Origin of the sequence: Macrococcus carouselicus (assembly GCF_004359515.1) — a bacterium.
GTDB classification, from domain to species: Bacteria; Bacillota; Bacilli; order Staphylococcales; family Staphylococcaceae; genus Macrococcus; species Macrococcus carouselicus.
Genome location: NZ_SCWD01000005.1, coordinates 1 through 25,673, shown reverse-complemented (window position 1 = coordinate 25,673; position 25,673 = coordinate 1). Strand labels below are relative to the sequence as shown.

The 25,673-nt window shown below is 44.0% G+C and carries 30 protein-coding genes and 1 riboswitch; of the genes, 23 read left to right on the top strand and 7 right to left on the bottom strand.

From position 1 onward, the window contains the following. Nucleotides 1-310 precede the first annotated feature (310 nt). Nucleotides 311-1,963 carry a peptide ABC transporter substrate-binding protein gene (locus tag ERX40_RS09630; protein WP_133418297.1) on the bottom strand — a complete coding sequence of 551 codons (1,653 nt, stop codon included), beginning with the start codon at nucleotides 1,961-1,963 and terminating at the stop codon, nucleotides 311-313. A 479-nt stretch (nucleotides 1,964-2,442) separates the two neighbouring features. Between ERX40_RS09630 and ERX40_RS11585 the strand changes: the two genes are divergently transcribed. After that, nucleotides 2,443-2,574 (top strand): hypothetical protein, encoded by a 132-nt coding sequence (locus ERX40_RS11585; protein WP_279488449.1) that lies wholly within the window; start codon nucleotides 2,443-2,445, stop codon nucleotides 2,572-2,574. 35 nt (nucleotides 2,575-2,609) lie between these two features. After that, on the top strand, nucleotides 2,610-2,801 hold the full coding sequence (locus ERX40_RS09625; RefSeq protein ID WP_133418296.1) for a hypothetical protein: 192 nt from the start codon (nucleotides 2,610-2,612) through the stop codon (nucleotides 2,799-2,801). A 49-nt stretch (nucleotides 2,802-2,850) separates the two neighbouring features. Here ERX40_RS09625 and rarD read toward each other — a convergent pair whose 3' ends face one another. Then, on the bottom strand, nucleotides 2,851-3,744 hold the full coding sequence (rarD, locus tag ERX40_RS09620; RefSeq protein WP_133418295.1) for an EamA family transporter RarD: 894 nt from the start codon (nucleotides 3,742-3,744) through the stop codon (nucleotides 2,851-2,853). 118 nt (nucleotides 3,745-3,862) lie between these two features. Here rarD and ERX40_RS09615 point away from each other — a divergent pair, with 118 nt between their 5' ends. The 6 genes from ERX40_RS09615 to mqo all read left to right on the top strand — a co-directional run bounded on the left by ERX40_RS09615 (nucleotide 3,863) and on the right by mqo (nucleotide 10,671). Then, the gene (locus ERX40_RS09615) at nucleotides 3,863-4,795 is read left to right on the top strand and encodes a hypothetical protein (protein ID WP_133418294.1); all 933 of its coding nucleotides are present in this window, start codon (nucleotides 3,863-3,865) and stop codon (nucleotides 4,793-4,795) included. Nucleotides 4,796-4,867: 72 nt separating this feature from the next. Continuing rightward, nucleotides 4,868-4,970: riboswitch (SAM riboswitch) on the top strand. A 75-nt stretch (nucleotides 4,971-5,045) separates the two neighbouring features. Then, nucleotides 5,046-5,876: a MetQ/NlpA family ABC transporter substrate-binding protein gene (locus tag ERX40_RS09610; RefSeq protein WP_133418293.1), complete on the top strand. Its 831-nt coding sequence runs from the start codon at nucleotides 5,046-5,048 to the stop codon at nucleotides 5,874-5,876. Between the two features lie 140 nt (nucleotides 5,877-6,016). Next, entirely contained in the window at nucleotides 6,017-6,190 is a 174-nt protein-coding gene (locus ERX40_RS11330; RefSeq protein WP_165980734.1) for a hypothetical protein, read from the top strand. 76 nt (nucleotides 6,191-6,266) lie between these two features. Continuing rightward, nucleotides 6,267-7,748 carry an FAD-dependent oxidoreductase gene (locus ERX40_RS09605; RefSeq protein ID WP_133418292.1) on the top strand — a complete coding sequence of 494 codons (1,482 nt, stop codon included), beginning with the start codon at nucleotides 6,267-6,269 and terminating at the stop codon, nucleotides 7,746-7,748. A gap of 137 nt (nucleotides 7,749-7,885) precedes the next feature. Then, complete coding sequence (gltS, locus tag ERX40_RS09600; protein ID WP_133418291.1) at nucleotides 7,886-9,076, top strand: sodium/glutamate symporter; 1,191 nt, start codon at nucleotides 7,886-7,888, stop codon at nucleotides 9,074-9,076. Nucleotides 9,077-9,192: 116 nt separating this feature from the next. After that, on the top strand, nucleotides 9,193-10,671 hold the full coding sequence (gene mqo, locus ERX40_RS09595) for a malate dehydrogenase (quinone) (protein ID WP_133418290.1): 1,479 nt from the start codon (nucleotides 9,193-9,195) through the stop codon (nucleotides 10,669-10,671). 22 nt (nucleotides 10,672-10,693) lie between these two features. On the opposite strand, the gene ERX40_RS09590 is transcribed toward mqo, so the two are convergent. Genes ERX40_RS09590 through ERX40_RS09580 form a run of 3 tightly spaced genes read right to left on the bottom strand, consistent with a single transcriptional unit; the run spans nucleotide 10,694 to nucleotide 11,938 of the window. After that, nucleotides 10,694-11,014 (bottom strand): hypothetical protein, encoded by a 321-nt coding sequence (locus tag ERX40_RS09590; protein WP_133418289.1) that lies wholly within the window; start codon nucleotides 11,012-11,014, stop codon nucleotides 10,694-10,696. A 16-nt stretch (nucleotides 11,015-11,030) separates the two neighbouring features. Next, a complete protein-coding gene (locus ERX40_RS09585; RefSeq protein ID WP_133418288.1) occupies nucleotides 11,031-11,456 on the bottom strand; it encodes a GNAT family N-acetyltransferase in 426 nt (141 codons plus the stop codon). After that, nucleotides 11,456-11,938, bottom strand: coding sequence for a DUF805 domain-containing protein (locus ERX40_RS09580; RefSeq protein ID WP_133418287.1), 483 nt, complete (start codon nucleotides 11,936-11,938; stop codon nucleotides 11,456-11,458). The genes ERX40_RS09585 and ERX40_RS09580 overlap by 1 nt, the downstream gene beginning before the upstream one ends. A 146-nt stretch (nucleotides 11,939-12,084) precedes the next feature. On the opposite strand from ERX40_RS09580, the gene ERX40_RS09575 reads away from it, so the two are divergent. Then, nucleotides 12,085-13,530, top strand: a complete 1,446-nt coding sequence (locus ERX40_RS09575; RefSeq protein WP_133418286.1) for an NAD(P)H-binding protein — start codon at nucleotides 12,085-12,087, stop codon at nucleotides 13,528-13,530. A gap of 290 nt (nucleotides 13,531-13,820) precedes the next feature. Beyond that, on the top strand, nucleotides 13,821-14,573 hold the full coding sequence (locus ERX40_RS09570) for a C40 family peptidase (RefSeq protein ID WP_133418285.1): 753 nt from the start codon (nucleotides 13,821-13,823) through the stop codon (nucleotides 14,571-14,573). Nucleotides 14,574-14,624: 51 nt separating this feature from the next. Here ERX40_RS09570 and ERX40_RS09565 read toward each other — a convergent pair whose 3' ends face one another. Then, a complete protein-coding gene (locus ERX40_RS09565) occupies nucleotides 14,625-15,308 on the bottom strand; it encodes a type 1 glutamine amidotransferase domain-containing protein (RefSeq protein ID WP_133418284.1) in 684 nt (227 codons plus the stop codon). Nucleotides 15,309-15,397: 89 nt separating this feature from the next. On the opposite strand from ERX40_RS09565, the gene ERX40_RS09560 reads away from it, so the two are divergent. The 6 genes from ERX40_RS09560 to ERX40_RS09535 all read left to right on the top strand — a co-directional run bounded on the left by ERX40_RS09560 (nucleotide 15,398) and on the right by ERX40_RS09535 (nucleotide 18,654). Then, complete coding sequence (locus ERX40_RS09560; protein WP_133418283.1) at nucleotides 15,398-15,835, top strand: GNAT family N-acetyltransferase; 438 nt, start codon at nucleotides 15,398-15,400, stop codon at nucleotides 15,833-15,835. Then, nucleotides 15,819-16,307 carry a methylated-DNA--[protein]-cysteine S-methyltransferase gene (locus tag ERX40_RS11580; RefSeq protein WP_133418282.1) on the top strand — a complete coding sequence of 163 codons (489 nt, stop codon included), beginning with the start codon at nucleotides 15,819-15,821 and terminating at the stop codon, nucleotides 16,305-16,307. Before ERX40_RS09560 ends, ERX40_RS11580 begins: the two co-directional genes overlap by 17 nt. Further along, complete coding sequence (locus tag ERX40_RS09550; protein WP_133418281.1) at nucleotides 16,300-16,629, top strand: CHY zinc finger protein; 330 nt, start codon at nucleotides 16,300-16,302, stop codon at nucleotides 16,627-16,629. The genes ERX40_RS11580 and ERX40_RS09550 overlap by 8 nt, the downstream gene beginning before the upstream one ends. Beyond that, on the top strand, nucleotides 16,626-16,961 hold the full coding sequence (locus tag ERX40_RS09545) for a zinc ribbon domain-containing protein YjdM (RefSeq protein WP_133418280.1): 336 nt from the start codon (nucleotides 16,626-16,628) through the stop codon (nucleotides 16,959-16,961). The genes ERX40_RS09550 and ERX40_RS09545 overlap by 4 nt, the downstream gene beginning before the upstream one ends. Beyond that, nucleotides 16,958-18,094: a DUF418 domain-containing protein gene (locus tag ERX40_RS09540; protein ID WP_133418279.1), complete on the top strand. Its 1,137-nt coding sequence runs from the start codon at nucleotides 16,958-16,960 to the stop codon at nucleotides 18,092-18,094. The genes ERX40_RS09545 and ERX40_RS09540 overlap by 4 nt, the downstream gene beginning before the upstream one ends. A 62-nt stretch (nucleotides 18,095-18,156) precedes the next feature. Continuing rightward, the gene (locus tag ERX40_RS09535; RefSeq protein ID WP_133418278.1) at nucleotides 18,157-18,654 is read left to right on the top strand and encodes a hypothetical protein; all 498 of its coding nucleotides are present in this window, start codon (nucleotides 18,157-18,159) and stop codon (nucleotides 18,652-18,654) included. A 28-nt stretch (nucleotides 18,655-18,682) separates the two neighbouring features. Here the strand turns inward: ERX40_RS09535 and ERX40_RS09530 are convergent, their stop codons facing one another. Next, nucleotides 18,683-19,057, bottom strand: coding sequence for a hypothetical protein (locus ERX40_RS09530; RefSeq protein ID WP_133418277.1), 375 nt, complete (start codon nucleotides 19,055-19,057; stop codon nucleotides 18,683-18,685). 129 nt (nucleotides 19,058-19,186) lie between these two features. Here ERX40_RS09530 and ERX40_RS09525 point away from each other — a divergent pair, with 129 nt between their 5' ends. From ERX40_RS09525 to ERX40_RS09500, 7 genes are all read left to right on the top strand, one after another. Continuing rightward, nucleotides 19,187-20,260 carry a YkvI family membrane protein gene (locus tag ERX40_RS09525; RefSeq protein WP_133418276.1) on the top strand — a complete coding sequence of 358 codons (1,074 nt, stop codon included), beginning with the start codon at nucleotides 19,187-19,189 and terminating at the stop codon, nucleotides 20,258-20,260. Between the two features lie 87 nt (nucleotides 20,261-20,347). Beyond that, nucleotides 20,348-21,238, top strand: a complete 891-nt coding sequence (locus tag ERX40_RS09520; protein WP_165980733.1) for an NAD-dependent epimerase/dehydratase family protein — start codon at nucleotides 20,348-20,350, stop codon at nucleotides 21,236-21,238. Nucleotides 21,239-21,431: 193 nt separating this feature from the next. After that, complete coding sequence (locus ERX40_RS09515; RefSeq protein ID WP_133418274.1) at nucleotides 21,432-22,049, top strand: DUF47 domain-containing protein; 618 nt, start codon at nucleotides 21,432-21,434, stop codon at nucleotides 22,047-22,049. Nucleotides 22,050-22,058: 9 nt separating this feature from the next. Beyond that, complete coding sequence (locus tag ERX40_RS09510; protein ID WP_133418273.1) at nucleotides 22,059-23,057, top strand: inorganic phosphate transporter; 999 nt, start codon at nucleotides 22,059-22,061, stop codon at nucleotides 23,055-23,057. A 74-nt stretch (nucleotides 23,058-23,131) separates the two neighbouring features. After that, nucleotides 23,132-23,302 (top strand): hypothetical protein, encoded by a 171-nt coding sequence (locus tag ERX40_RS11325; RefSeq protein WP_165980732.1) that lies wholly within the window; start codon nucleotides 23,132-23,134, stop codon nucleotides 23,300-23,302. An 18-nt stretch (nucleotides 23,303-23,320) separates the two neighbouring features. Further along, nucleotides 23,321-24,844, top strand: a complete 1,524-nt coding sequence (gntK, locus tag ERX40_RS09505; protein WP_133418335.1) for a gluconokinase — start codon at nucleotides 23,321-23,323, stop codon at nucleotides 24,842-24,844. A 61-nt stretch (nucleotides 24,845-24,905) separates the two neighbouring features. Continuing rightward, the gene (locus ERX40_RS09500; protein ID WP_133418272.1) at nucleotides 24,906-25,535 is read left to right on the top strand and encodes a Bax inhibitor-1/YccA family protein; all 630 of its coding nucleotides are present in this window, start codon (nucleotides 24,906-24,908) and stop codon (nucleotides 25,533-25,535) included. Nucleotides 25,536-25,673 lie beyond the last annotated feature (138 nt).

Below are 25,673 nucleotides of genomic sequence, written 5' to 3'. Positions count from 1 at the left end.
CGCTTGATAAGAAATCACCTAATTAAATCAATCAGACTGCAGCTGCAGTTTTTTCATTTTTTCATTTGTCACCCGTGTTCTCATATCATGAAATTTCCTGTTAAACTTAAAGAAATTTAAAAAACTGTTATTTAGCATCAGCATTCTAACAGATAGCTGACAGGAGGGCGATCCGTCATGAAATATATTCTGCCGGTCAAACTCCAGAAGGCACGTCTGAAGAAGAGGGGCAGTATCCGAAGTTTTTAAGATAGGCATGCAGGTGTGAATTAAAAAAGCGAGTATGGATAGGAAATCCATACTCGTTTTATTATTCTTCCATATAGGCTTCTTTCAGCGAAGTATCACCTGCGAATTTGTGAAGAACCATGCCTTTTAACTTAGGATTCACAAGGCGTGCCATACCGCTCTGGTAGACAGGTGCGATTGCTGCATCTTCAAGTAAGATTGTTTCTGCTTCCTGAAGTGTCGTCCAGCGTTTCTCCGGATTATCCAGGAGCGGGCCTTTGGCATCTTTGACTTTCTGGTCGAAATCTTTATTACTCCAGCCGGTCTCATTGTTCGCACCGTCTGTCAGGAACATGTCCACATAGGTCATCGGGTCCGGATAATCAGCGCCCCAGCGGCCGAATGCGAGTTCATAGTTCTGTTCAGATTCAAGTTTCAGTTTCTGTTTGAACGGCTGCTGTTTGATAGTCAGTGTGACGCCCGGTAAGTTGGTTTCAATCTGTTCTTTGATGTACTCCGCATCTTTTTTTGCTGTATCCTGATCATATGTCAAGTACTCGAAGTTGAATTTATCTTTGCCGAGCTCTTTCTTAGCCTGCTCGTAGTATTTCTTTGCTTCTGCTTGGTCGTAGTTTAAAGGTGACTTGACGCCGTCGACATAGTCTTTGCCATCTGGACCCAATACAAATTCAGTCGGTGTCAGGACATTGGTTGCTTTAGAACCATTGTTCAGTAAGTTCTTCACGTAGTTCTCTTTATCGAATGCCTTTGATAATGCCAGACGCAGATTCTTGTTCTTTAAATCAGGTACTTTGTCCTGGTTGAAACGGATGAAGTAAGTACGTGCCTCGAGCTGAGCATCGAAGTCTTTCTGATTTTTATACTTGCTGACCTGTTCAGCAGCGAGCTGCGCCACGTCAAGTGAGCCGGTTGTATAGAGATTGACTCCTGTCTGCTGGTCCTTGATGACCTGATAATCGATTTTCTTCAGTTTGACTTTATCTTTATCCCAGTACTGCTCGTTCGGCTCAAGGATATAGTTTTTCTCCACATTCCATTCAGAGATGAAGAACGGTCCGTTGTAGAGCGTGGACTCAGCCGTGACTCCGTAGTTCTTACCTTGCTTTTCAACGAACTTCTGGTTCTGAGGATAGAAGGTGCCGAATGCGAGGAGCTCCTGGAAATAAGGGACATTGGTATTCAGTTCAATCTGCAGGGTATGGTCGTCGATTGCTTTGACGCCTAGTTCTTCAGGCTTCTTCTTGCCTAAGTTCACATCCTCTGCGTTCTTCACATCATACATGATGTATGCATACTCAGCACCTGTCGCAGGATCAAGTGTACGACGCCATGAGTAGACGAAATCATCAGCAGTGACAGGATCGCCGTTCGACCATTTCGCCTTATCATTCAATTTGATGGTCCAGGTCTTACCATCTTTCGATTTCTCGGGCTCCCCTAATGCCACACCGGGTGCTGCTTTATCCTTATCATCCAGTACATACAGACCTTCCATCGTCTGGTTCATGACATTGAACGCCACCATATCGGTCGCAAGTGACGTATCAAGCGTCGGGATATCAGAGATAGACATCAGCTTCAGCGCCTGCTTGGATTCTTTGCTGTCGGCAGTCGCCTTTGAATCTTTGTCGTTGTTATCGCCGCCACTTGAACAGGCAGCAGTGAACCCTGAGACAGCCATCAATGATGCCAGTAATGCGTATTTTTTCTTCATATCCATACCCCCATATTAAGTCTGATTGAATTTTCAGAATATTAAACTTATTATAACTGAAGATAGAATAAATACAATAGCTTGTTGAATTTTTATTCATAAAATATTAGTAGAACAATTTCTTCATCTATTTCATGTATGCCATGTTAGTAATAAGGAATGGTCAGATAAAATAAGGATAACAGTCATATTGATATCTTTACTGCTGACCGGTTGCAACGAAGAGAAATCTCAACCTGTAAAGTGAACGGTATGATTTCAGCGATGAAGAATGCAGCGGTCTACTGATTAAAGTTTTATTAAGAGTATTTCCCGCGTAGACGGTGGTAAAGGGCAAGACTAGACTTTAGTAAACACGACATGCAGCCGTTCCGAACTGCCGACTCAGTTCAAGTGTCCTGTCAGTCCTAATAAGGAAGACGTTTAATAGATGTCTTGAGGGGTAAAATATTACTATCACATTGTTGCAGGAGGCTATCATGGCTGAAGAAAAAGATATGAATGCAGAAGAAGTGAAAGAACAACGCACTGAGAAACGTTTTGAACAGGACGCAGCGGCTGAACGTGAAGAACAGCAGAACACTGAAAATGAGAAAAAGAATTTTATCTGATTCTAATCTAAAACCGTTCTAAGGAGATGTTAAAGATGAGTTTAAACGACAAATTTGATGATTTAAAACAACAAGGTCAGGATCACCTAACTGAAAATAAGGATGAATATATCCAAAAAGGCAAAGACTTGCTTGATAGTCAGGCAGATGGTTCTGACGCAGAAGCAGGCGACGATTCAATGGAAGCAGGCGCCGGCCACGACGATACGTCCGAAGATGAGAAATAATAGTAAGAGAGACCTGTCTATCTTCTGAGAGACAGGTCTCTCTTATGCTTTAAAGAAATCGATGCTTGCGGTATGCCATGATTTTAGAGACGCTGTAGAGAATGAGGCCGGTCCAGATGAGACCGAATGTCACGAGGTGTGTCGTTGTGAACTTCTCGTGGAATAAGAAGACGCTCTGGATCAGCATGAGCGTCGGTCCGATGTACTGCAGAAATCCGATGAGTGATAGCGGGATACGTCTTGCACCTGCTGTGAACAGGATGAGTGGTATGGCAGTCAGTGCACCGGAGAACAGCAGCAGGAAACTATCCTGGTTCATACCGTAGTTGCTCATATCCATACTTTTCAGATAGACAAGACCGATCAGTGCGAACGGTAATGTGAAGAGACATTCAAGTAAAATCGTATAGATGGCATCGATACGGACATTTTTCTTCAACAGTCCGTAGATGGCGAATGACGTGGCGAGCATCACTGAGATATAAGGAAAGACGCCGAGTGATATCGTCATAAAGAAGACACCGGCAGCAGCAAGTGCGATGGCAGTCCATTCGACTTTAGTGAAGCGTTCCTTCATAAAAAACAGACCGAGCAGAATGCTCATCAGCGGATTGATATAGTAGCCGAGACTCGCCTGCATGATATGTCCTTCTGAGACAGCCCAGATAAAGAGTCCCCAGTTCACGGTGATGACAAGTGCCGCGACAAACAGACTGATCGCCTGCTTCGGTTCACTGAATAACCGTTTCGTCTGAACGATAAGTTCATTCGTTTTGCGTAGGAAGATAACAAGTAAGATCATAAAGACAAGTGACCAGATAATACGGTGGGCCAGAATTTCGTATGGATTGATATCATCGATGAACTTCCAGTAGAGCGGAAGCACACCCCAGATCACGTAACTCCCGGCCGCATAGAGAATACCCTTTTGTTGTTCAGACATAACTTCACCTCCTATGTATCATAACAGACCTTATCTTAAAGTTTCCTTAAAACTTGCTTGGTTTCAACATTTCTATTAATTTCCATGTTATTCTGTCCTTATATAAGGAGATGATAGAATGACAAGAAAGCTATTCATAACGTTCCTCGTTGCTTTACTTATTCTGCTGACTTCAATGAAAATCTATCACTTTATTGCTGAATCGACAATAAAAGATCTAACGGATGAAGAAAGAAGTACAATTGAAAAGACCTATCCGTCATATGAAGAAGCAGAAATGGCAGCTGAGATGAAAGGACAGTTCCCTTACATCGGTACGCTGGGGAATAGACGCTATAAATTGCCGGATGGACGGTACTTTATCATAAAACAGGAAGAAGTGGCCCAAGGTCAGCGGTATTATATCAAGACGTATTACCTGACCGTAGATCAATCCGGTCAGACTGGAGTGGCGATGGCTGATCCGACGATTGTGCTGTTAAGCGAGAATGGCAAATATAAAAATCAATCATGGCAGGAACATACACCGGCCGGTCTTCTTCAATACCAGACCGGTACATTAGATAATGGTGATAACCCTGAGGACATCATCACTATAAACGATAATAGAGAAGGATTCTGGTTGCATGACCAGCGCAGAAAAGGTGTCGTCAAAATAGATGTCTCCGGTCACTGGCTTGATCATGCCAACTATTATGAGGGTTACAATGAACCGATGAAAGCCTATCAGACACGCCATGAAGCGCTTGAAGCTATAAAACCTGTCGGTAATAAAATAGGGGAAATTAAGAGGGGTCAGTCAGTTTATTATGTTTATGCAAAGTCCTACCATCATTTTGCTGAATGGATGATTGTGCCCGTGTTTCAATACCATAAGAAGTATACAGCAGGTAAATATCATCGTTACTCTTTTGAGGAAGGGGACGACGAAGACATCGATGTGCAATTTACCGATGAAATAGCTGGCCATCAATTCATCATTCAGTTTAATCATGCTAAAGAAGAACGAGTCCGTTACAAAGGCGTATCATTGAATATTACAGAAAAATAATTATTTTACTACCCTTCTGATATTGACACCCAGATTTCTCACTGCTATGATTAGAACAAATTTAATAATGAACTCTTATCAAGAGTGGCGGAGGGATGTGCCCGATGAAGCCCGGCAACCAGTCAGTTTGACATGGTGCTAATTCACATAAAGCGACAGCTTTAGGAGATGAGAGAAAGCCTGAAACTTTCTCTGTTTTTATGGAGGAAGTTTTTTTGTTGTTAAAGCTAATTTTGAGGAGGAATTGTAGATGAAAAAAAGTTTAGTGTTACTTGGAGCGGTGTTATTATCAGCGTCACTGGCAGGCTGCGGGTCATCGGGTGCGAAGGAAGAGGCGAGTAAGATAGTCGTCGCTGCTTCACCGACACCGCATGGTGAGGTTGTGAAGCATGCGGCCGAGGAAATGAAAAAGAAGGGTTATGACGTTGAGGTGAAGATCGTCAATGATTATAAAGTACCGAATAAACTGCTCGACGAAGGGGATGTGGATGCAAACTTATTCCAGCATATCCCGTACTTGAATGCTGAAAAGAAGACCCATCACTACAAGATAGAAGAAGTCGGTAAGGTATTCACTACACCGATGGGAGTCTACAGCAAGAAGTATAAGAAATTAGATGAAATTCCTGATGGTGCTGAAATCTTCGTCTCAAGCAATCCGGCAGAGGAAGGTCGCTTCCTGTCATTCTTCGTCAATGAAGGTGTAATCAAGCTGAAAGACGGTGTGAAGATTGAGGATGCAAAGTTCAGGGACATCGTCGAAAACAAGAAAAACCTGAAGTTCAATAACAAGCAGAGCGCTGAATTTCTGCCGAAAACGTATAAGAACGGTGAAGGTGCTGCTGTCATCATGAATTCGAACTATGCGATTGATAATGGCATCATCCCTCATAAAGATGCGATTGCCCTGGAAGATGAATCATCGCCATTCGCCAATATCCTCGCGGTGCAGGAAGGGCATAAGAATGACAAGAAGTTTCAGGACCTTATCAAAGTGTTGCAATCTCAGGATATGAAAGAATATATCACTAAGGAATTTGGTCAGGACGTTATTCCATACGGAGGGGGTAAAGAGAAATGAAGTGAGTGAAAGTGATATGATGAAAAGGTGAAAAGAACAGGATTTTAAAACCATCTATTCAAAAATATCTTATGTTAGTTATTAACATATGGAGGTAGAGATATGAAAGACTATTTGGATTTCTCTGGAGTCTGTTTCTTATGTTTTTTCCTGTCCTTTATTTCATTTATGCTGTCTTTCTTGCCCTTATCGGTCAGGGCCTGCCGAATGGTCACCTGACAGTTGATATGATTTATACAGTTCTGCTCAGTGCCCCTCTTCTTCTTTATCTTTATATCTGGTTGCGTGTTATGACTCAAAATAATGGCATTTAGATGATGGTTTCATAATAAAAAGGGTATACGATAAAGGTAAATGTAACGATTGGAAAATACTGAGGGGGAACTTGACATGAAGAAAGAAAATATTTCATACTGGACGAAGTCAGCTGCTATTAATGAATTCCCGGCCATGGAACAGAACATCCGTACAGAGATTCTCATTGTCGGCGGGGGTATCGCTGGTATTATGACAGCGTATCGTCTCGCAGAAGCGGGGCGTGATGTGACGCTTGTTGAAGGACGTAAACTGGTACAGGAGACAACGGCGAATACGACGGCGAAAATTACTGCACAGCACCATCTGCTGTATCAGGAACTCTACAAGAAGCAGGGGCAGGAAAAAGCGCGATTATTCTACGATTCTCAGATAGACGGCATTGATGCGATTGATGAACTGGTTACCAAGTATCAAATCGACTGTGACTTTGAACGGTTATCAAGTACACAGCTGACAGATGGGCGTAGTGAAAAAGCGATTCGTAAGGAATATGACACTTATGAGAAACTTGGCATCCGTTCTGAGCTGCATGAAGGCGATATGGGGCTGCCGTTCAAGACGACACTTGGTCTTGAAATGCCCGACCAGGCACAGTTTCATCCGGTCAAATTCCTTGCCGGTATGGTTGAAGCGTGTAAAGAAGTCGGCGTCAAGTTCTATGAGGAAACGCTTGTCGAAGAGATCGGCAAAGTTCAGGCCACTACTGACAAGGGTCACACGATTGATTTCCAGAAAATCATTGTTGCGACGCATTTCCCAATTGCCAATGCGAGGAATAATATCATTTCTCAAGTTGAGATTGAACGTTCATATATCGTTGCGGCTGACGGTGTGAATATCCCGCACGGTATGTTCCAGACAGTGGATGCGCCTAAACGTTCACTCAGACATTATCATACAGAGAACGGTGTCGGCGTATTGGTCGGCGGTGAGAACCATATCACCGGTGCCACTTGCAATATGGAATCGGCATATGAGAAACTCAGTGCGTCTGCATCTGAGTTTTTCAAGGGCAATGTGACGGATCGATGGTCAGCTCAGGATATGATGACAGTGGACCGTATGCCGTTGATCGGTCAGTACGATAAAAAAGATCCAAATGTCTATATCGTCACTGGTTTCAATAAATTCGGTATGGCGACTTCGGCAACAGCTGCTCAGCTTCTGACTGACCTGATTCTCCGGAAAGAAAACCGTTATGAAGAGTTATTCAGACCGGAACGTATCAATACAGTGGGTAACCAGGTGAAAGCAGTCGGCAAACAGATTAAAGACGCTGTTAAAGGAGAAGCGCTGGCAATGACAGATTACGGCACTGATACCTCGAAACTGAAGGCTGAAGAAGGTGGCATCTTCAACGTAGATGGCAAACTGCAGGCCGTCTATAAAGATACAGACGGTCAAGAACACCATGTCAGCCCGTTCTGTACGCATATGGGCTGTGTCGTTAAGTTCAACGATGCAGAAAAAACCTGGGACTGTCCTTGTCATGGCTCCAGATTTGATAGAGAAGGCTGCGTGCTGGAAGGCCCGGCGACACAAAATCTCAAATAAAGTATGCTATAATAAGTAAAATGAAAAGGTTTCCCTGATGGTCATCAGGGGAATTTTTTTGTGAGTAAGTTAAGGGAGTTATTCGTACACCCTATTATGACTCAAACCTATGGAAATATAGAGAAAAGGAGATATTTATGACAATAGAATTAAACGATATCACGACGGTACTGCTTGCATTTGTCGTCTATTTGATAGGCGAATTTTTATTGAAAAAAATTAAGTTCTTATATCGCTTCGCTATTCCGGCTCCCGTGGTCGGTGGTTTATTATTTGCGATCCTGTCACTGGTCCTAGCATCACTCGGCTGGTTACATTTCAAGCTGAACACTGATTTTCAGTCTCTTTTCATGATTGCGTTCTTCACGACAATCGGTCTTGGTGCAAGTTTCGGTCTGGTTAAATTAGGCGGTAAGCTGCTCATCATCTACTGGCTGGTCTGCGGGTTCATGGCATTTATGCAGAATATACTCGGTATCAGTGTCGCTGTCCTATTCGGTCAGAATCCGCTGCTCGGTGTGATGACCGGTGCTGCTTCGATGGAAGGTGGACACGGCGGAGCAACTGCTTACGGGACAACTTTAGAAGAGATGGGTGTGTCAGGTGCACTGTCCATCGGCCTTGCTTCAGCGACGCTTGGACTGATTTCAGGTGGTCTTGCCGGTGGTCCGGTCGTTAAGAATCTGATCAATAAATTCAATCTGAATCCGTCTGATACTGATGATGCAGTGTTCGGTGATGAGCGGGACGTTGAAGCTCATATCGACTCCAAGGCCTTTATCAGAACGTCAGCGGTCATTGTATTATGTATGGTAGTCGGTTCACTGATCGGTGACACTTTTACGAAGCTGACCGGGTTTACATTGCCGGGCTATGTCGGTGCCATGTTCACAGCGGTCATTGTCCGTAATGTCATCGACCGCGTCAAGCCGGATATGCTGAACCTTGCTGTTAATGAAGTGGTGGGTGATGTGACACTCGCTGTCTTCCTGTCTATGGCACTGATGAGCATCAAGCTCGCTGAAATCTCAGGAAATATACCGCTTATTCTGACGACACTGATCGTCCAGGTTGCATTTATCGTGTTGTTCAGCCGCTTTGTGCTGTTCAAACTGCTGGGAGGTACATACGACAGTGCCGTGATGATAGGGGGGTTCCTCGGACATGGTCTCGGTGCAACGCCTAATGCTATGGCTAATATGCAGTCAGTGACGAGACAGTATGGACCGTCTCAGAAAGCCTTCCTGATTGTGCCGATTGTCGGTGCCTTTCTGATCGATGTCTTCGCGGTGCCGATCATCATCACTTCAATCAATTTATTTTCTTAAAGAGGAAAAGCAGCTGCTTTTCCTCTTTTTAATACGATTATGTAATCGCATACTTTTTTCTTTAATTAGATAGGAGTATAATGGAAGCTAAGTAGAAGGGTAGGAGGAAATGGATTATGACGAATAAAACCGATGTCATCTTGATCGGTGGCGGTATTATGAGTGCGACTTTAGGGGTGCTGCTGAAAGAACTGAAACCTGAGCTGAATATCACTGTATTTGAGAAACTGGACAAGCCCGGCCTTGAAAGTTCCAATGCTTGGAATAATGCGGGTACAGGACATTCAGCACTGTGTGAACTGAACTATACGAAAGAAGATCAGGACGGCAATGTCGATATCTCTAAAGCACTTGATATCAATGAGCAGTTCCAGTTATCCAAACAGCTGTGGGCGCATCTAGTGAATAAGGGTCTGCTGAAAGACCCTCATAACTTCATTATGCCGGTTCCTCACATGAGTTATGTCAGTGGTGAGGATAACGTTCGTTTCATTAAAAATCGCTACAAGGCGTTATCAGACAATCCACTGTTCAGAGGGATGGAAATCACTGAAGATAAGGAAAAGATGAAGCAGTGGGTGCCGCTGATGATGGAAGGCCGTGATCCAGATGAAGTGATGGCTCTCACAAGAATGGATAGCGGTACAGATATCAACTTCGGTCAGCTGACTGAGGACCTATTTGATGTGCTGCAGGAGCAGGGAGTTAATATCGAGTATCGTCACCTGGTGAAAGATCTGAACCAGGTACAAGGTGGCGGCTGGCAGGTTAAAGTATACAATGAAGATAAGAAGAAAATGGAATATCATAATGCTGACTTCGTCTTCATCGGTGCAGGTGGCTACAGCCTGCCTTTGTTACAGAAAACAAATATCCCTGAATCCAAACATATCGGCGGTTTCCCTGTCAGCGGGTTATTCCTTGTCTGCAAGGACCCGGCTATTGTCGAGAAACATCATGCAAAAGTGTACGGTAAAGCGAAAATCGGTGCACCACCGATGTCTGTCCCTCACTTAGATACACGTTATATCGACGGTGAACAGTCACTTCTATTCGGTCCCTATGCCGGTTTCTCACCGAAGTTCCTGAAAACAGGTTCATATCTTGATCTCTTCGGTTCAGTGAAACCGAACAATCTGCTGACGATGCTGTCAGCTGGAGCGAAAGAACTGAAGCTGACGCAGTACTTGATTGAACAGGTGATGCAGTCTAAAGACCAGCGTATCGAAGAGCTGCGTGAGTTCGTTCCTGAGGCAAAAGCGGAAGACTGGGATATCGTCGTTGCCGGTCAGCGTGTCCAGGTTATTAAAGACACCGACCAGGGCAAAGGGACCCTGCAGTTCGGTACAGAAGTCATCACGTCACAGGATGGTTCAGTCGCAGCGCTTCTCGGTGCTTCGCCCGGCGCTTCAACAGCGGCACACGTGATGCTCGAGGTGGTTGTACGTTGCTTCGGCAGTCAGATTCCGAATATCGAAGAACGACTGAAAAAAATCATCCCTTCTTACGGCCAGAAGTTAGGGGAAAATGAAGCGTTATTTGAACAGGTGAATCAGGAAGTATCTGAAGCACTGAACTTAGTGCCTAAAAAATAAAAGCAGCCAGCCGGCTGCTTTTTTATCTGGAATCTGCTGAAGGTACGAAGTCGAAATGGTAATGAGGCAGTTCGTCCTGCAGTCGTTTTGTCAGAAAACGGCCCTCGTCATTATGTTTCGTTTCGAGTTCGGTACCGGCCGGTATTAATGTGTCAGTGTCGAGGTCCAGCCATTCGCCGTAGCGGTTGGTCCAGCGGAATAAATCATGCTCCAGTGAATCCGACAGGGTAAAGGCATCGATATCAAGATTCAGGTGACATACCCCGCACCATAACGGATCGGCACCGTAATCTGCAGAAACATTGATCTGTAGCAGTTCCGCACAATCACAGAGTTCATTCATTGTCATCCCTCCTTAATTATAAGCGATATTCCATCTTAACGAATTCTTCCAGGCCGTCACCGGCAAGCATCAGTTCATAATCTGTTTCTTCAAAGCCGCAGCGAGTGTAAACCTTTATTGCACGCACGTTGGACGTGGCGACAGCTAACTGGATGAGACTGCTGCCCTGTTCTTCAATGAACTGAATGGCTGACTGCACAAACTCCAGGCCCTTACCTTGACCAGTTAAGTCTGGTCGCATGCCAAGTCCTAAAGAACAAGTTCCTTCATTATAATACAATTTCAGCATACCGATGATTTCAGTGCCATCTTTGACTGAATAGAAGAGACTGTCAGAGCTGAAGTCACCGGGCGTCATATTGTAAGTGTCATAAGGTCTGTCATAATGCCACTGGCAGATCTGATTCTGTTCTGCTGTCGTCATAAAATCAATACTATACATCAGTAGTTCCTCGGATTGAGTTCGTCTATAGATTCCTTCGGGTCGTAGCTGAACCGGTTAGGACCTTCCGTGCCATCAAACGTAAGTATGACGAGCAATATTATGCCGCAGATGAGATAGAGAAACCAGACAATCAGCTGCATCGTCTCGTTTACATATTCTTCAGGCAGATCAATAATGAAGTAAAGGACGGGTAGAATCAGTGCCAGCCATCCAGTCATATTCATATCCTGCAGTCTTCGGTAGATGACTGAGAAAGTAGGTACACTAAGGGTGACATTATATAGAAAGTTGAGTGTCTGATAGACATGGTTATACGAAGTCTGATAGAAAATCAAGATAAGAATGCTGAAGGTGAGGTAAAAGACAGCATGGACAGCAAAAGGGACCCAGAACGCTTTTCGTCGTGCACGGTCGTGCAGATTAAAAGCTTCGGTCCAGAACTGTTTATATGCTTCCAGGTAAGTCATTTCAGTCATCATAGCGCCTACTTTCTTCCTTCTTCTAAAAATATATCATATTTCTAGTGAAATTTTATATCTTTATACGAAGTTTAAGAGGAATTTTGATAGATAGAATGTATTAATGGGTATAATAAATCATCATGAAAAAGAGAAGGGGACTATAGATGAAGAAGATATTACTGACAGGTGCTTCTGGTTATATCGGCGGCAATCTGCTTAAGGAAATTAAAGATGATTACAAGATTATCGCTGCTTCACGCAGTACTAAAAATAAGAAAAACGAAGAAAATGTAGAATGGAAGCAGGTTGATCTATTTTCGCTCAAAGATGTGGAAGCGGCGATGGAGGGCGTAGATACAGCTATCTATCTTGTTCACTCCATGCAGCCATCAGCTAAACTGACACAAGCATCCTTCGTCGATATGGATGCAATACTAGCAGATAATTTTGGCCGTGCTGCTAAGAAGAAAGGGGTTAAACATATCATCTTCATGAGCGGTATCATGCCGCACGAAGATTCAAAGAACTTATCGGATCATTTACGCAGTCGTCTGGAGTGTGAAAAGATTCTGGGTTCTTATGGTGTGCCCGTATCCACATTAAGAGCGGGACTGATTATCGGACCAAAGGGTTCTTCTTTCCCTATCCTAAAGAAACTTACGGAACGTCTGCCCGCACTGGTGCTGCCGAAGTGGGCTTACAGTAAGACTGCTCCCGTTGCCCTGAAGGATGTTGTCAAAGGGCTCGCACAACTGATTGAACGGACACCTGAGAATAATCAATCGATTGATATTTATCATGATGTCACGGATTATAAGGGGATGTTCAAGGCAACAGCAAAAGCGATGAATAAAAAGCTGCCGATGATTGATCTGCCCATTATCCCTGTGACGATCACAAAGCCGATTGTCAGTCTGATTACAGCTGAACCGAAGGAACTGGTCTACCCGCTCCTGGACAGTCTCGTCCATGATATGGTCCCTTCTAAAGAGAATTATGTTGAAGGTATCACCAATGCGCCGACACCGCTGGATGAGAGTATCAGGACAGCACTTGATGAAGATAAAGGCGACAAGAAAAAAAAGAAGAAGAAAGACTCAGTTGGAGAAGCCCTTCAGAAGAGTGGTGTGAAATCAGTCCAGCGTATTACCATCCCTTCGTCATGGTCTATTGACCAGACGGCCAACTACTATATGAACTGGTTGTCACGTGTCGGGCTGTCATTTATCAATACTGCTATTAACGGGGATACCTTGTTCATCACCCTGCCTATATTCAAGGATCCGATACTGATATTGGAGAAGAATAAGGACTATACTGATGACGACCGTGTTTTATTTATGATAAAAGGGGGTATATTCTCTAAGAAAGCAAAAGAAGGCGAAGAAAACAGAGCACGTCTCGAGTTCCGCCGGGTCCTTGATACGAATCAATGTATCATTGCCATTCATGAGTATGAGCCTACGCTCCCATGGATTGTCTATAAGCTGACGCAGGCACGTATCCATTTGCTGGTCATGACACTATTCGGTTACGAAACAAAAGTACTGGAAAAGACGCTCGATTCTACTTATTTAGTGGCTAAAGGGGAAAAGTCAACAACTGCTTAAAGTAATCTCTGTAATATAACTGGAATATATTTCAATAAAAAATATAGTGAAAAACCGCACAAACCCTGATGGTGATAGGGTTTATTGCGGTTTTTATTTTTGTTACATAGACTGTTAGTCTCTGTAATATTTCATACCTAAACATATCACTTATGTAACAAATAAATAACAATGCCCATTTTTAAAAAATTAAATGATACTATAGGTTCATCGCAAAGAGCTGGTATCACTCAGCATTTGATTACTAATAAAATAATTCAATTAACGAATTTTCTGGAGGAAAACATATAATGAAAAAGACAGTTCTTACTTTAACGACTTTAGCAGGATTAGCAACATTAGGTGCTAACACTAACCACGCAGATGCAGCAGCCTACACAATTGACGAAGTAAACGCAATGCAAGGTGAACAGCAAGTTCAAGCACCTGCTTCAAACCAGTCTTACAGCTACACTTACGTTATCAACCAGGACGGATCAAGAACTTATAACTACTCAAATGGGTACAGCCGTACGACAGCAGCAACTAGCTATTCAGCGCCGTCAACGATCACTAACTACAATACTACAAACAACTACGCAGCGCCTGTAACTAACAATGTTCAAGCAAATACTAACTTTGACCGTGTTTCTTACTCAAACAACACAACTTCAACTTACACAGCACCTGTTGCTAAAAAAGCAGTAGCAGCGACAACTTCAGTGAACAACAATGTCGCTTCAGTTGCAAGAAGCGTTGCAGCTGGTAAATCATATGTCTTTGGCGGAAATTCTGCAACAGCTGTTGACTGTTCATCATTCGCGCAGCAAGTAATGGCAGCGATGGGTAAATCAATTCCACGTACGACTTGGGCTCAAATGGCAGCAGGTACAGCGGTTTCAACGCCTCAACCTGGTGACTTAGTTTACTTCAACGGTGGTTCTCACGTTGGTGTTTACATCGGGAACGGTCAGATGATTGACGCTTTAAACCCACAAGCTGGCATCGGTCAACGTGCAGTATCTTACATTGACGGTTCAGTAACAGGTTACTACCGTTTCTAATTAAATAAAGCAGTGAAAGCCGGACATCAGATGATGGCCGGCTTTTTTGTCTTATTTGTTCAGTGCCTTCACAAGTTCCTTGCCTACTTTTTTAGCGGATGTCGGATTCTGTCCAGTGATGAATTGTCCATCTGTCCGGACGTACTCTTTCATCGGACGTTTAGATTTATACTTCGCCCCTGCTTCTTTCAGGCTATCTTCTGCCAGGAATGGAACATGTTTCTTCGTACGGTTCAGACGTTCCTCCAGATTGCTGAAACCTGTCACTTTTTTACCTTTAATCAGGCGTTTACCGCTTTCAGAATCCAGCAGATTAACGAGACCTACAACCCCGTGACAGACGCCGGTTATATAACCGCCCTGCTTATAGATTTTTTCTGCGATCTGCTGCAGTTCGATATTATCCTTGAAATCCCACATGGTGCCATGCCCACCTGTATAATAGATGGCTTCATAGTCGTCAGGATTGATGTCAGCTGGTTTCTTTGAATCGGCAAGTGCACGTTCTCTGAAATCAGCATCACCATACCATTTGAAGTCAATGTCATCTGCTGTTGACAGACTGGCCGGATCGAGAGGTACGAGACCTCCGTGAGGGCTGACGTAATCAATCTGATAACCCGCTGCGTTGACTACTTCCACGAACTGAGCGGCTTCACCGAGCCATAGACCAGTAGCACGATTGATAGTTTCATATTTTTCTGTATTGGTTAATACCACAAGTATTTTCTTCATCGTTATCACTCCTTTCTGAACTTTACCCGAAATAGTCGTATTTACACAGTCCGTATAGTAAAATAATTAAAAATGTGAGGTGAGGGACGATGTGGAATACTAAAAGTTTTGATGAATTAACAGTAAGAGAATGGTTTGAAATCTCAAAGTTACGGGTGGATACATTTGTCGTCGAACAGAACTGCGCGTATCCGGAAATCGATGACCATGATATTGACGCTGTACATATTTTCAAAGTGACCGACCAGCTGGAAGCTTATGCCAGAATCATTGATAAAGGGGATATCTATATCGGCCGCGTGATTGTGCATCCAGACTACCGTGGAACCGGTCTCGGCCGTAAACTGATGCTGAAATGTCTGTCTCATATCGAAGAATATTTCCCCGGAAAACCTGTAAAGCTTCAGGGTCAGGCCCATTTATCCGCTTTCTATAGATCATTCGGGTTCGAAGAGAAATCGGTTATTTATTTCGACGATATGATTCCACATGTTGATATGGAGTTAATTAATGAAGACAATATATAGAAGCGACTTTGAACTGCTGGATGAACGATTTGTGATCTGTGCGTCTGATTCAGGCATCTGTTCCTTCTCTCACAAGGCGCCTGAGTTTAAAGAAGCGGAATGGGTCATTGGAGAGGAAGCTGACCGGCATAATAGCGCATATATCAACGATTTAACCTCTTATGCTGTAGGAACGCCAAAAGAATTTGACTGGAGCTATGACCTCCCTGGCACCTCGTTTCAGCAGGCGGTATGGCATGCTCTCCAGACGATTCCTTATGGTCAGACTATGACGTATAGTGAAATTGCCGAGCAGATTGGTAGACCTAAAGCAGTTCGTGCAGTCGGCGGTGCAATCGGCAGAAACCCTGTGCTAATCACTATACCCTGTCACCGCGTCATCGGTAAGAATGGCAGACTGACCGGCTTTTCGAGCGGATTACATCTCAAGCGACGTCTGCTGGATATTGAAGGGATTCCTTATTATGATTGAGGTGAAAGGAGCGGTAGTCGATCATGAAACACGCTGTATCCACTATCATAGCGAACTGGATATTATAGCGATAAAGTTCAAATGCTGTGGACACTACTATCCGTGTTATCAGTGTCATAATGATGCAGAAGACCATGACATTGAACGCTGGCCCCTTGAACAGTTTGATACGAAAGCGGTTCTATGCGGCAGCTGCCAGTATGAACTCGCGATCAGTGAATATATGAAAGCTAAGAGCTGTCCGGCCTGTGCGGCATGTTTTAATGAAGGCTGCAGTAAGCATTACCCTATTTATTTTAAAACTGAAGGAGAAGAAAAATGATAATTCCAGCATGCCCTAAGTGTGAGGCTGAATATACTTACGAAGATGGACTGAATTATGTCTGTCCGATGTGTGCCTATGAGTGGCCGCAAAATCCTGAAGAGGAAGAACGGGTCGTTATCAAGGATGCTAACGGCAACGAACTGACAGACGGTGATACTGTTACAGTCGTTAAAGATTTAAAAGTAAAGGGTGCATCGTCAGTCATCAAACAGGGTACAAAAGTAAAGAATATCAGACTGGTCGATCCTGAGGATGGTCATGATATTGACTGCAAGATTGATGGTTTCGGTCAGATTGGTCTTAAGTCATCAGTCGTCAAGAAAATATGAGGCAGCGCATATACAGTCTGGACGCTTTAAGAGGGTTCAGTCTGTTTGGTATCATCCTGATGAATATAGTAGGTTTCACGCATGATACTTTTCATCTTGATCCCTTTATCATGTTTCAGCATGGCTGGAACAGAGTGCTTTATTCTATTGATGTTCTTTTTATCAAGCAGTCGTTTTATCCGATCTTCGCATTTTTATTCGGTTATGGGCTCACGATGATGAAAGAGAGTGCAGACCGGCGCGGAGATGATTTCAGACCTATTATCATTCGCCGTCTGCTGGCACTTTTCGTATTCGGCATGTTGCATGGTATGTTCATCTTCTCAGGTGATATTCTGCAGACTTATGCGCTGGTCATGCTGTTCGGGGCACCGCTGCTTTTTGTAGATAAAGTATTCAGCGTGATGACAAGCATTATTCTGCTCTGCTATTATGTCATGAATCATATTGTGCCATTCGTTATCAATGGTCTGCAGCTACCGCGTTATGACTATATCGTGACTGATGTGCAGCGTGCCGAACAGGTGATGCATATCTTTAACAGTCGTGACGGCTCAGAGATTATTGCACTTAACATGCATCATTTCTTTCAGTTTTTCTTTGTCACTGATCTAGAAGGTCTCTTCTTCAGGTTAACGAGTCTGCTGCCTTTGATGCTGATGGGAAGTTATGCACGCAGGAGTGGCTGGTTTGAGGCGATTGCGCAGCAGAGTCGCTATAATAGAGCGGCATTCCTGCTGCTCGTCACAGGCCTCGCTCTGAAATCTCTGCCGCTTATCTTCTATGCACGTTACAGTGCAGATGCAGTCGGTGGTTATATCGGCGGCGTACTTGTTGCTGCGGGCTACATGCTGCTGATCATCAGGCTCAGTGAACATGCTTCCTTCAGAAATCTGACGCAGCCAGTCAGTCTTCTGGGCCGTATGAGTTTCACTACTTATATCCTGCAGAGCGTGCTGATGTTTATGATTACCTACGGTTTCAGTCTTTATGGCAAGCTGAATCTAGCAGCGACATATGCCATTGCAGTCCTTATCTATGGTCTGCTGGTGCTGACTGCGCTTATATATTTCAAGCGCTTTGAACAAGGACCGCTGGAATATGTATGGAGAAAAATAACTTATTTAAAGTAGTGGGTGTATAGAGTAGAACATGCTACAATAGAAATGCTGAAGAAGTTAAGGAGGATCATCAATTGAGAGAGCAAATTGAAGTTCTTATTCTGGATGGTGAGTTTGAACGTGTCAGGCAGTTGATGACCGAACATGATTTCATGGAATTTGAGGAAGCATTTATCAGTGCGGCTCAGAACACTGAATCTATTCTTTTCTATACGTTCATCATTGAAGAGATGAAGCTGAATGAGACGGCAGAACTGCACGACCTTGCGTTTCTGCTGCTGGTGTATCCATTAAGCGATCTGACGGATGCGTTTAAAGCGGCTTATTATCACGCAGAACGCTCTGTTCAGCTGACAGGCTCCAGGGAAGTGAAGAGTCTCCTGCAGCTGCTCTTCCTCTATACGGTGCCGGAGCCTGCACTGACGGATAGACAGGCTTATCAGGTGGCTAAACAGATACTGAAGCTGGATGCCCAGAACAAGATTGCACGTGAGCTGATGAAGAAGGCAGTCAAGGAAATGGATGCCGGTGTAGTGGATATCAGTGACCTCGACTCTATCAGAAACGCATAAATCCCCGGACGGCAGCCGGGGATTTTTTTTAATCTTCAAGCCACATTTCTACAGGGACGATAACCGGGAACATCCCACGGTCTTCTGTTACTTTAGTGATGATGGCAGATGCTTTTGAGAACAGAGGGACTGCATACATCTTCTCGTCGCTTAACAGTTCCTGGTAGACATCGGCTTGCGGATTCTCACTTTTAGCGATGATGGTCGCCTGTATGACGCCGTCCACCTGTGTACCGAAGTGGCCGAACATGAAGTTAAGGGTGAACTCAAAGACTTCCGGATCCTGTGGATGCTGTTCAATATCGATGCGATGCATTTTTGTGATATCAGCTGACGACTGTTCGAAATCACGGACGTGCAGTTCCTTTAAGTGCATATGTACAACTTGTTTGTGTAGGTCCAAAATAATGCTCCTCTCAGATTTACTCCCTTCTATTATAACCTAAAAGAATGTGAAATGTTTAACCTATTGCGAGAGGGGTATAATAAAAATCGTGTCTGAACACGTACCATATTTTTAGGAGGAGATGAAGTGTCAAAGAACACTGAAGCAGTTAAAATTGGATCGGCTTATGTCGGTGTAGTAGTAGGAGCAGGGTTTTCAACGGGTCAGGAAGTTTTGAAGTTTTTCACGAACTACGGTACTTACAGCTACCTCTCGATTCTGATAGCAGGATTGATGCTGACTTTCTTCGGACGTCAGATTTCGAAGATCGGTAACGCACTTGAGTCAGAAGATCATGTCAGTGCAATTCATTACCTATTTGGTGAAAGATTTGGAAAAATCATCGACTATTTATTAATATTTTTCCTTTATGCCTTCGCAGTTGTGATGATAGCAGGTGCAGGGAGTGCCGCGCATGAAAGTTTCGGTATTCCGGTATGGCTAGGTTCACTCTTGATGATGCTCGCGGTCAGCTTAACCCTGCTGATGGACTTTAATAAAATTGTGAGTGCACTGGGAATGGTGACACCGTTTCTGATAGCAGTCGTCACTATTATTGCGGTCTACTTCTTCTTTAATGGCTCATTGTCATTCAATGAAGTGAATGATCATATCGATACATCAAGACAATCTTCACATCTATGGTGGTGGGATGGTATTCTGTACGGCGCACTTGCATTCTCAACAGCGTTCAGTATGATGGCAGCCATCGGTGGTGATGCGAGTCATAAAGTAGTCGCAGGTCGCGGAGGATTAATGGGTGGGCTGTTACTGCTGGTACTGATTCTAATGGTAAACTCAGGGCTGTTAGCTGAACTTGATAAAGTCAATGAAGCAGCTATTCCAACGATTCTGCTAGGACGTATGATTCACCCGGCAGTGAGTTTCGCGCTGAGTATCATCATGCTGCTGGTCATCTATAATACTATTGTCGGTTTGATGTATTCATTCGTCGCACGTTTCACGGAACCTTATTCAAGAAACTATAAATTATTATTATTTGGTTCAATGATTATCGGCTATGGTCTGAGCTTTGTCGGGTTCGTTGAACTAGTCGATGTAATTTATCCGATTATCGGTTACGTGGGCCTGGCACTATGTATTGGTATCACAGTCAAATATTTCCTGCGTAAACAGCGCGGCAAAAAACATATCGCATAATCTTGAAATACAGAGGTAACCCTCTGTATTTTTTGTGGTCAAAAAGGGTAAATGCTAGAATGAAGATTAAAGAACGGAGGCAGAATGATGCGTGTATTATTAACGGGTGTCAGTGGTTATATCGGTAAAAATCTTTACGAGTCATTAAAAAGTGAAAATGAACTGGTCGTCTTATCACAGTATGAACAGGAATATGAAGATATCACATGGGCTAAAGGGGATATCTTCAGTCTGACAGACGTGATGCGTGTGATGAAGGATATTGACATCGCGGTCTATTTCCTGGATCCGACAAAGCGTTCCTCAAAGACGATGGAAGCGAACTTCAGTGATATGAATGCGCTCGCGGCAGATAACTATGGACGTGCAGCTGAGGAGGCCGGTGTAAAGGAAATCATCTATGTGACCGGCGCTGCTGAGGACGCAGAGACGTTGAAAATCCTGAACAGCTATCAGACTCCGGTCCGGACGCCCCAGACCAAAATCAAACGTAAAGGAATGCTTGCCCGCTTCCAGAGTGCGCGTACAGATGATGTGCGTATCATCAGAAGATTTGAGATACCCGTATCCTGGTCGTTAGAGAAATTCACTGCGTATTACTTTGAATATTACAAGAACGTCCTACCTGGACTGTCCAATGTGGCGGTAGAGGACGAGGATTATATTCTGCAAGGTGCTAAACTGGACCTGATCAAGTTAAAGCGAACAACGGATTTGCAGGATAATGACCGTCAGATATTTGAGATTAAGGGGGGGACGCTTGCCAAAGTCAGCGACCTTCAGACCGGTCTTCTCGAGTTCAGAAGAATGCTCGGTACAGAGGAGATCATGGTCTGTATCCACCATTATGAGCCGGCCCGTTCCTGGTTGTTCTATCAGCTGCTACAGGCACCTTTTCATGCACTGACTATGCGTATTTTCGAAGTGGATATGCGTATTGAGAAGTTCAATGAGGAACAGCGGCTCAAAGAAAAATAATAGTGACGAAAAAGAGGGAGTTTGTCTAGTAGAGACAGACTCTTTTTTGTTAATTCATCACATAAAATTTAAAAAGTTAATATTATGTAAATGATATTTACGTAAACTTTACAAAAGGACTATCGTTTCTCTATATTTTGCATTAAACTAAATGGTATCAATGTTATATTTCAGGATTGCCAGGAGGCTTTACATGTTTAATAAGAAGAAAGACAAATTTATCGTGCAGCTTGAGGATATGGCGGAAAATCTGAAGCGAGCATCCCTCGTTTTTGGAGATATGTCATTCCATAACGCGTTTGATCTGAAAAAGTATGCGGATAATATCAAGTCATATGAAAAAAATGGTGATGATTTAATGCAGCAGATGATTTCTGATCTGAATCAGACGTTCATCACACCTATTGAGCGGGAAGATATTCTGGCGCTCGGCAATGCGATTGATGATGTGCTGGATGGTATGGAGGAAACATCTGCAATGTTTGAGATGTATTCCATCGAATATTCAGATGACTTTATGGGTGAGTTTGTGAAAAATATTCAGGCCTGTACAGATGAAATTAAAATGGCAGTCGATCTGATCGACGGCAAGAAGTTTTCTCATATCCGTGTGCATTCTATGAATATCAGAGATCATGAGACAACTTGCGACAATATTCTGCGTCAGTCTATTAAACATATTCTATCTGTGGAAACAGAACCGGTGACAATCATGAAGATTAAGGATATCTATCAGTCGCTTGAGAGCATTGCGAACAAGTGTCAGACAGTAGCGAATAATCTTGATTCTATCATTATGAAAAACAGTTAGGAGATAATGATGGATACTATTCTGATTATTACGATTGCGGTCGTTGTTTTTGCGCTTGTTTTTGATTTCATCAACGGGTTTCATGATACGGCGAATGCCATAGCAACTGCCGTATCAACAAAAGCCCTTAAACCTCGTCATGCGATTCTGATGGCGGCAGTACTGAACTTTGTCGGTGCATTATGGTCAACAGGTGTCGCTAAGACGCTGACGAAGGATATCGTCGATCCGTTCACACTGAAGAATGGTTCAGTCGTAATTCTGGCAGCTCTGCTGGCAGCAATCATCTGGAATCTTGTGACCTGGTACTACGGTATCCCGAGTTCATCTTCTCATGCATTGATTGGATCTGTAGCAGGTGCCGCAATTGCTTCAGCAGGTTTCGGGGTTCTCCATTACAGTGGTTTCATCAAAATTATTATGGCGCTGATCATTTCACCGTTACTCGCATTCGGTGTCGGTTTCGTCATCTACTCCTTCTTCAAGGTGGTCTTCAAGAACAGTAACCTGACGAAGACCAATCGGAATTTCAGATTCCTGCAGATTCTGACGGCAGCGCTGCAGGCATTCTCACATGGAACAAACGATGCGCAAAAAGCGATGGGTATCATTACGATGGCGCTTATCTCAGCAGGACTGCAGACTGGCACAGATATCCAGCACTGGGTACAGGTGGCCTGCGCCACTGCAATGGGGCTTGGGACAGCAGTCGGTGGCTGGAGAATCATCAAGACAGTCGGCGGTAATATCATGAAGATACGTCCGGCGAACGGCGTGGCAGCTGACCTCAGTTCTGCACTTATTATCTTCGGTGCGACGCATATCCATCTGCCGGTATCGACGACGCATGTCGTCTCGTCATCCATTCTCGGCGTCGGATCCTCACATCGAGTAAAAGGTGTGAAATGGACAACTGCCCAGCGCATGGTTGTGACCTGGGTGATTACACTCCCGATCTCAGCTTTGATTGCAGCGGCAAGTTACTTCATACTGAATCTATTTTTATAATTTTTTAAAAAGGGTAAACTTATTATGAGTTTACCTTTTTTATATAGGAGGAATTTTATATAGGAGGAATGAAGATGAAACATGTACTTTTCATCCATAGTGCCAGTGAGCAGCTTCAGGCAGCAATCCACCATCAGATATGCTGGAGAGAGCAGCTCAGAAAGCTGAACACGATTACGAAGACACAAGGTCAGCATGAATTTCATCAGGATATAGAAGAACTACTGCCCATTATTGAAAGGTAAGGAGATGATGATATGGATATGATAGGCGTCGATATTGGGACAACGAGTACGAAGGCAGTTCTATATGATAAGGCAGGCCAGGTCAAAGCAACTCATCACGTTGAATATCCGCTTCATACGGATGGTGATAGAGCAGAACAGAATCCTGATGAAATATTTGAGGCGGTTATTGGTTCTATCAGTCGAGTCGCTGCGAGTACGGATAAAGAGAATATCGCTTTTATAAGTTTTTCAAGCGCGATGCACAGTCTGATTCTGATGGATGAGAATCATGAGCGGCTTTCTGAAAGTATGACTTGGGCTGATAACCGCAGTCAGCATTATGCGAAGGAACTCAGTGACACAGAACATGGTCAGACTATCTACGAGAAGACAGGCACCCCGATTCATCCTATGAGTCCGCTGACGAAAATCATCTGGCTGAAAAATGAGGAGCCGGATCTCTTTGAACGGACCTATAAATTTATCGGGATTAAAGAATATATCTTCTATCGGTTCTTCGGCCGCTATGTAGTGGATTATTCGATTGCCTCAGCAACGGGTCTTTTCAATATTCACGAGCTGAAGTTTGATGATGCGTTGATGGAAGAGTTAGGTATCAGCATGAATCAGTTGTCCGAGGCGGTGGATACGACTGCTTACTACACAGATATGAGACCTGATATAGCGAAGCGTCTCGGTATCAGTCCAGGCACACCTGTTGTCATCGGCGCGTCAGATGGCGTTCTCAGCAATCTCGGTGTCGATGCTTTCAGACCGGGAGAAGTGGCGGTGACAATCGGTACGAGCGGGGCAATCCGGACTGTTGTCGATGAGCCGCGCACTGATCAGGAAGGTCGTCTCTTCTGCTATGCGCTGACTCACGACAAATGGGTGATTGGGGGTCCGGTCAATAACGGCGGCGTCGTACTGCGCTGGATCCGGGATGAATTTGCTGCGAGTGAAATAGAGACAGCGAAGCAGCTGGGAATTGATAGCTATGACGTACTGATGAAGATTGCTGAACTTGTTCCCCCTGCCAGCAATGGACTGATATTCCATCCTTATCTGGCCGGTGAACGGGCCCCCTTATGGAATGCGGATGTCCGTGGTTCCTATATCGGACTGACATTATCCCATGGCAAGGCCCATATGATCCGGGCAGCACTGGAAGGCGTCATATACAACCTTTATACTGTCTTCATCGCTCTGAACGTACTGATGGATGGTCCGGTGAAATCACTGAAGGCGACAGGCGGCTTCTCGCGGAGTGCGCTTTGGCGTCAGATGATGGCGGATATTTTCGAAGAGGAACTGACTATACCTGAAAGTTTCGAGAGTTCCTGTCTGGGAGCGGTTATACTTGGCCAGTATGCACTTGGAATGAAGCCTGATTTCACACATGTCACTGAATTAGTGGGAGAATCGCACCATCATACGCCTGATCAGGCACACGTGAATATCTACCGGGAAATACTGCCGATATATATTGATATCTCACAATCGCTGACGGCTCAGTACACACGTATCGCTGACTTTCAGCGGCGGCCTAATTCATTGTAATTTCCTGGTGGATCGTGTAATATGAATCCTGTTACACATTTTATTAAAAGAGGGTTTTTGAATGAACTATCAATCTACTTCTGTCTCACGCTCCGGTCAGGTTCGTCAGGCATGGTTATATTTTATGTATTACTGGGTGATTTTCGGCATCGGGACGTTCGCAGGTCAGTTTATACCTGCGGCGATGAGAATGCCGATTTCTGTGCTGATCATGGCAATCGTGCTGATTTCGCTCTTTGTGAAGTCTTCTCGCAAGTTCAGTGCGCTGATTGCGAATGTCCTTGCATTTCTGCTGGGAGTTGTGAGTTATGCGTCATTTATGTACTATTTAAGTGACCTTGGCACAACTGCCTTCTATCAGAACGTGGGTCTTGCGATTGCAGCTTTCTTCGCATTCGGTTTCCTCGGCTACTTTGTGATTGGTGATGCATCCGGTCTCGGCCGCCTCCTATTTCCGGCACTGATCGCTCTTATCTTTGCCAGTATTCTCGGCTTCTTTATTCAGATGCCGATGTTCCACTTAGTAATCACAGTTGCAGGTCTCGCTATTTTTCTGCTGTATACCATTTATGATTTCAACCGTATGAAGCAAGGCAATTTCTCACCTCGTGAGATGGGCTTCAACTTGTTCATCAATCTGCTGAATATCATCATGGATATTCTCAGACTGGCAAGCATTCTGAAAGACTAGGAGCGGCGTCGTGAAGTGACCCCCGAAAGTTAGACTTTTTTGGAATGGAGAAATCCATTCCTTTTTTTATGCAGTTTTCAAACTTAGAGTTTTCTCTCTGAACCCTACCGGGCTCATCCAGTTCAGTCTAGATTTAAT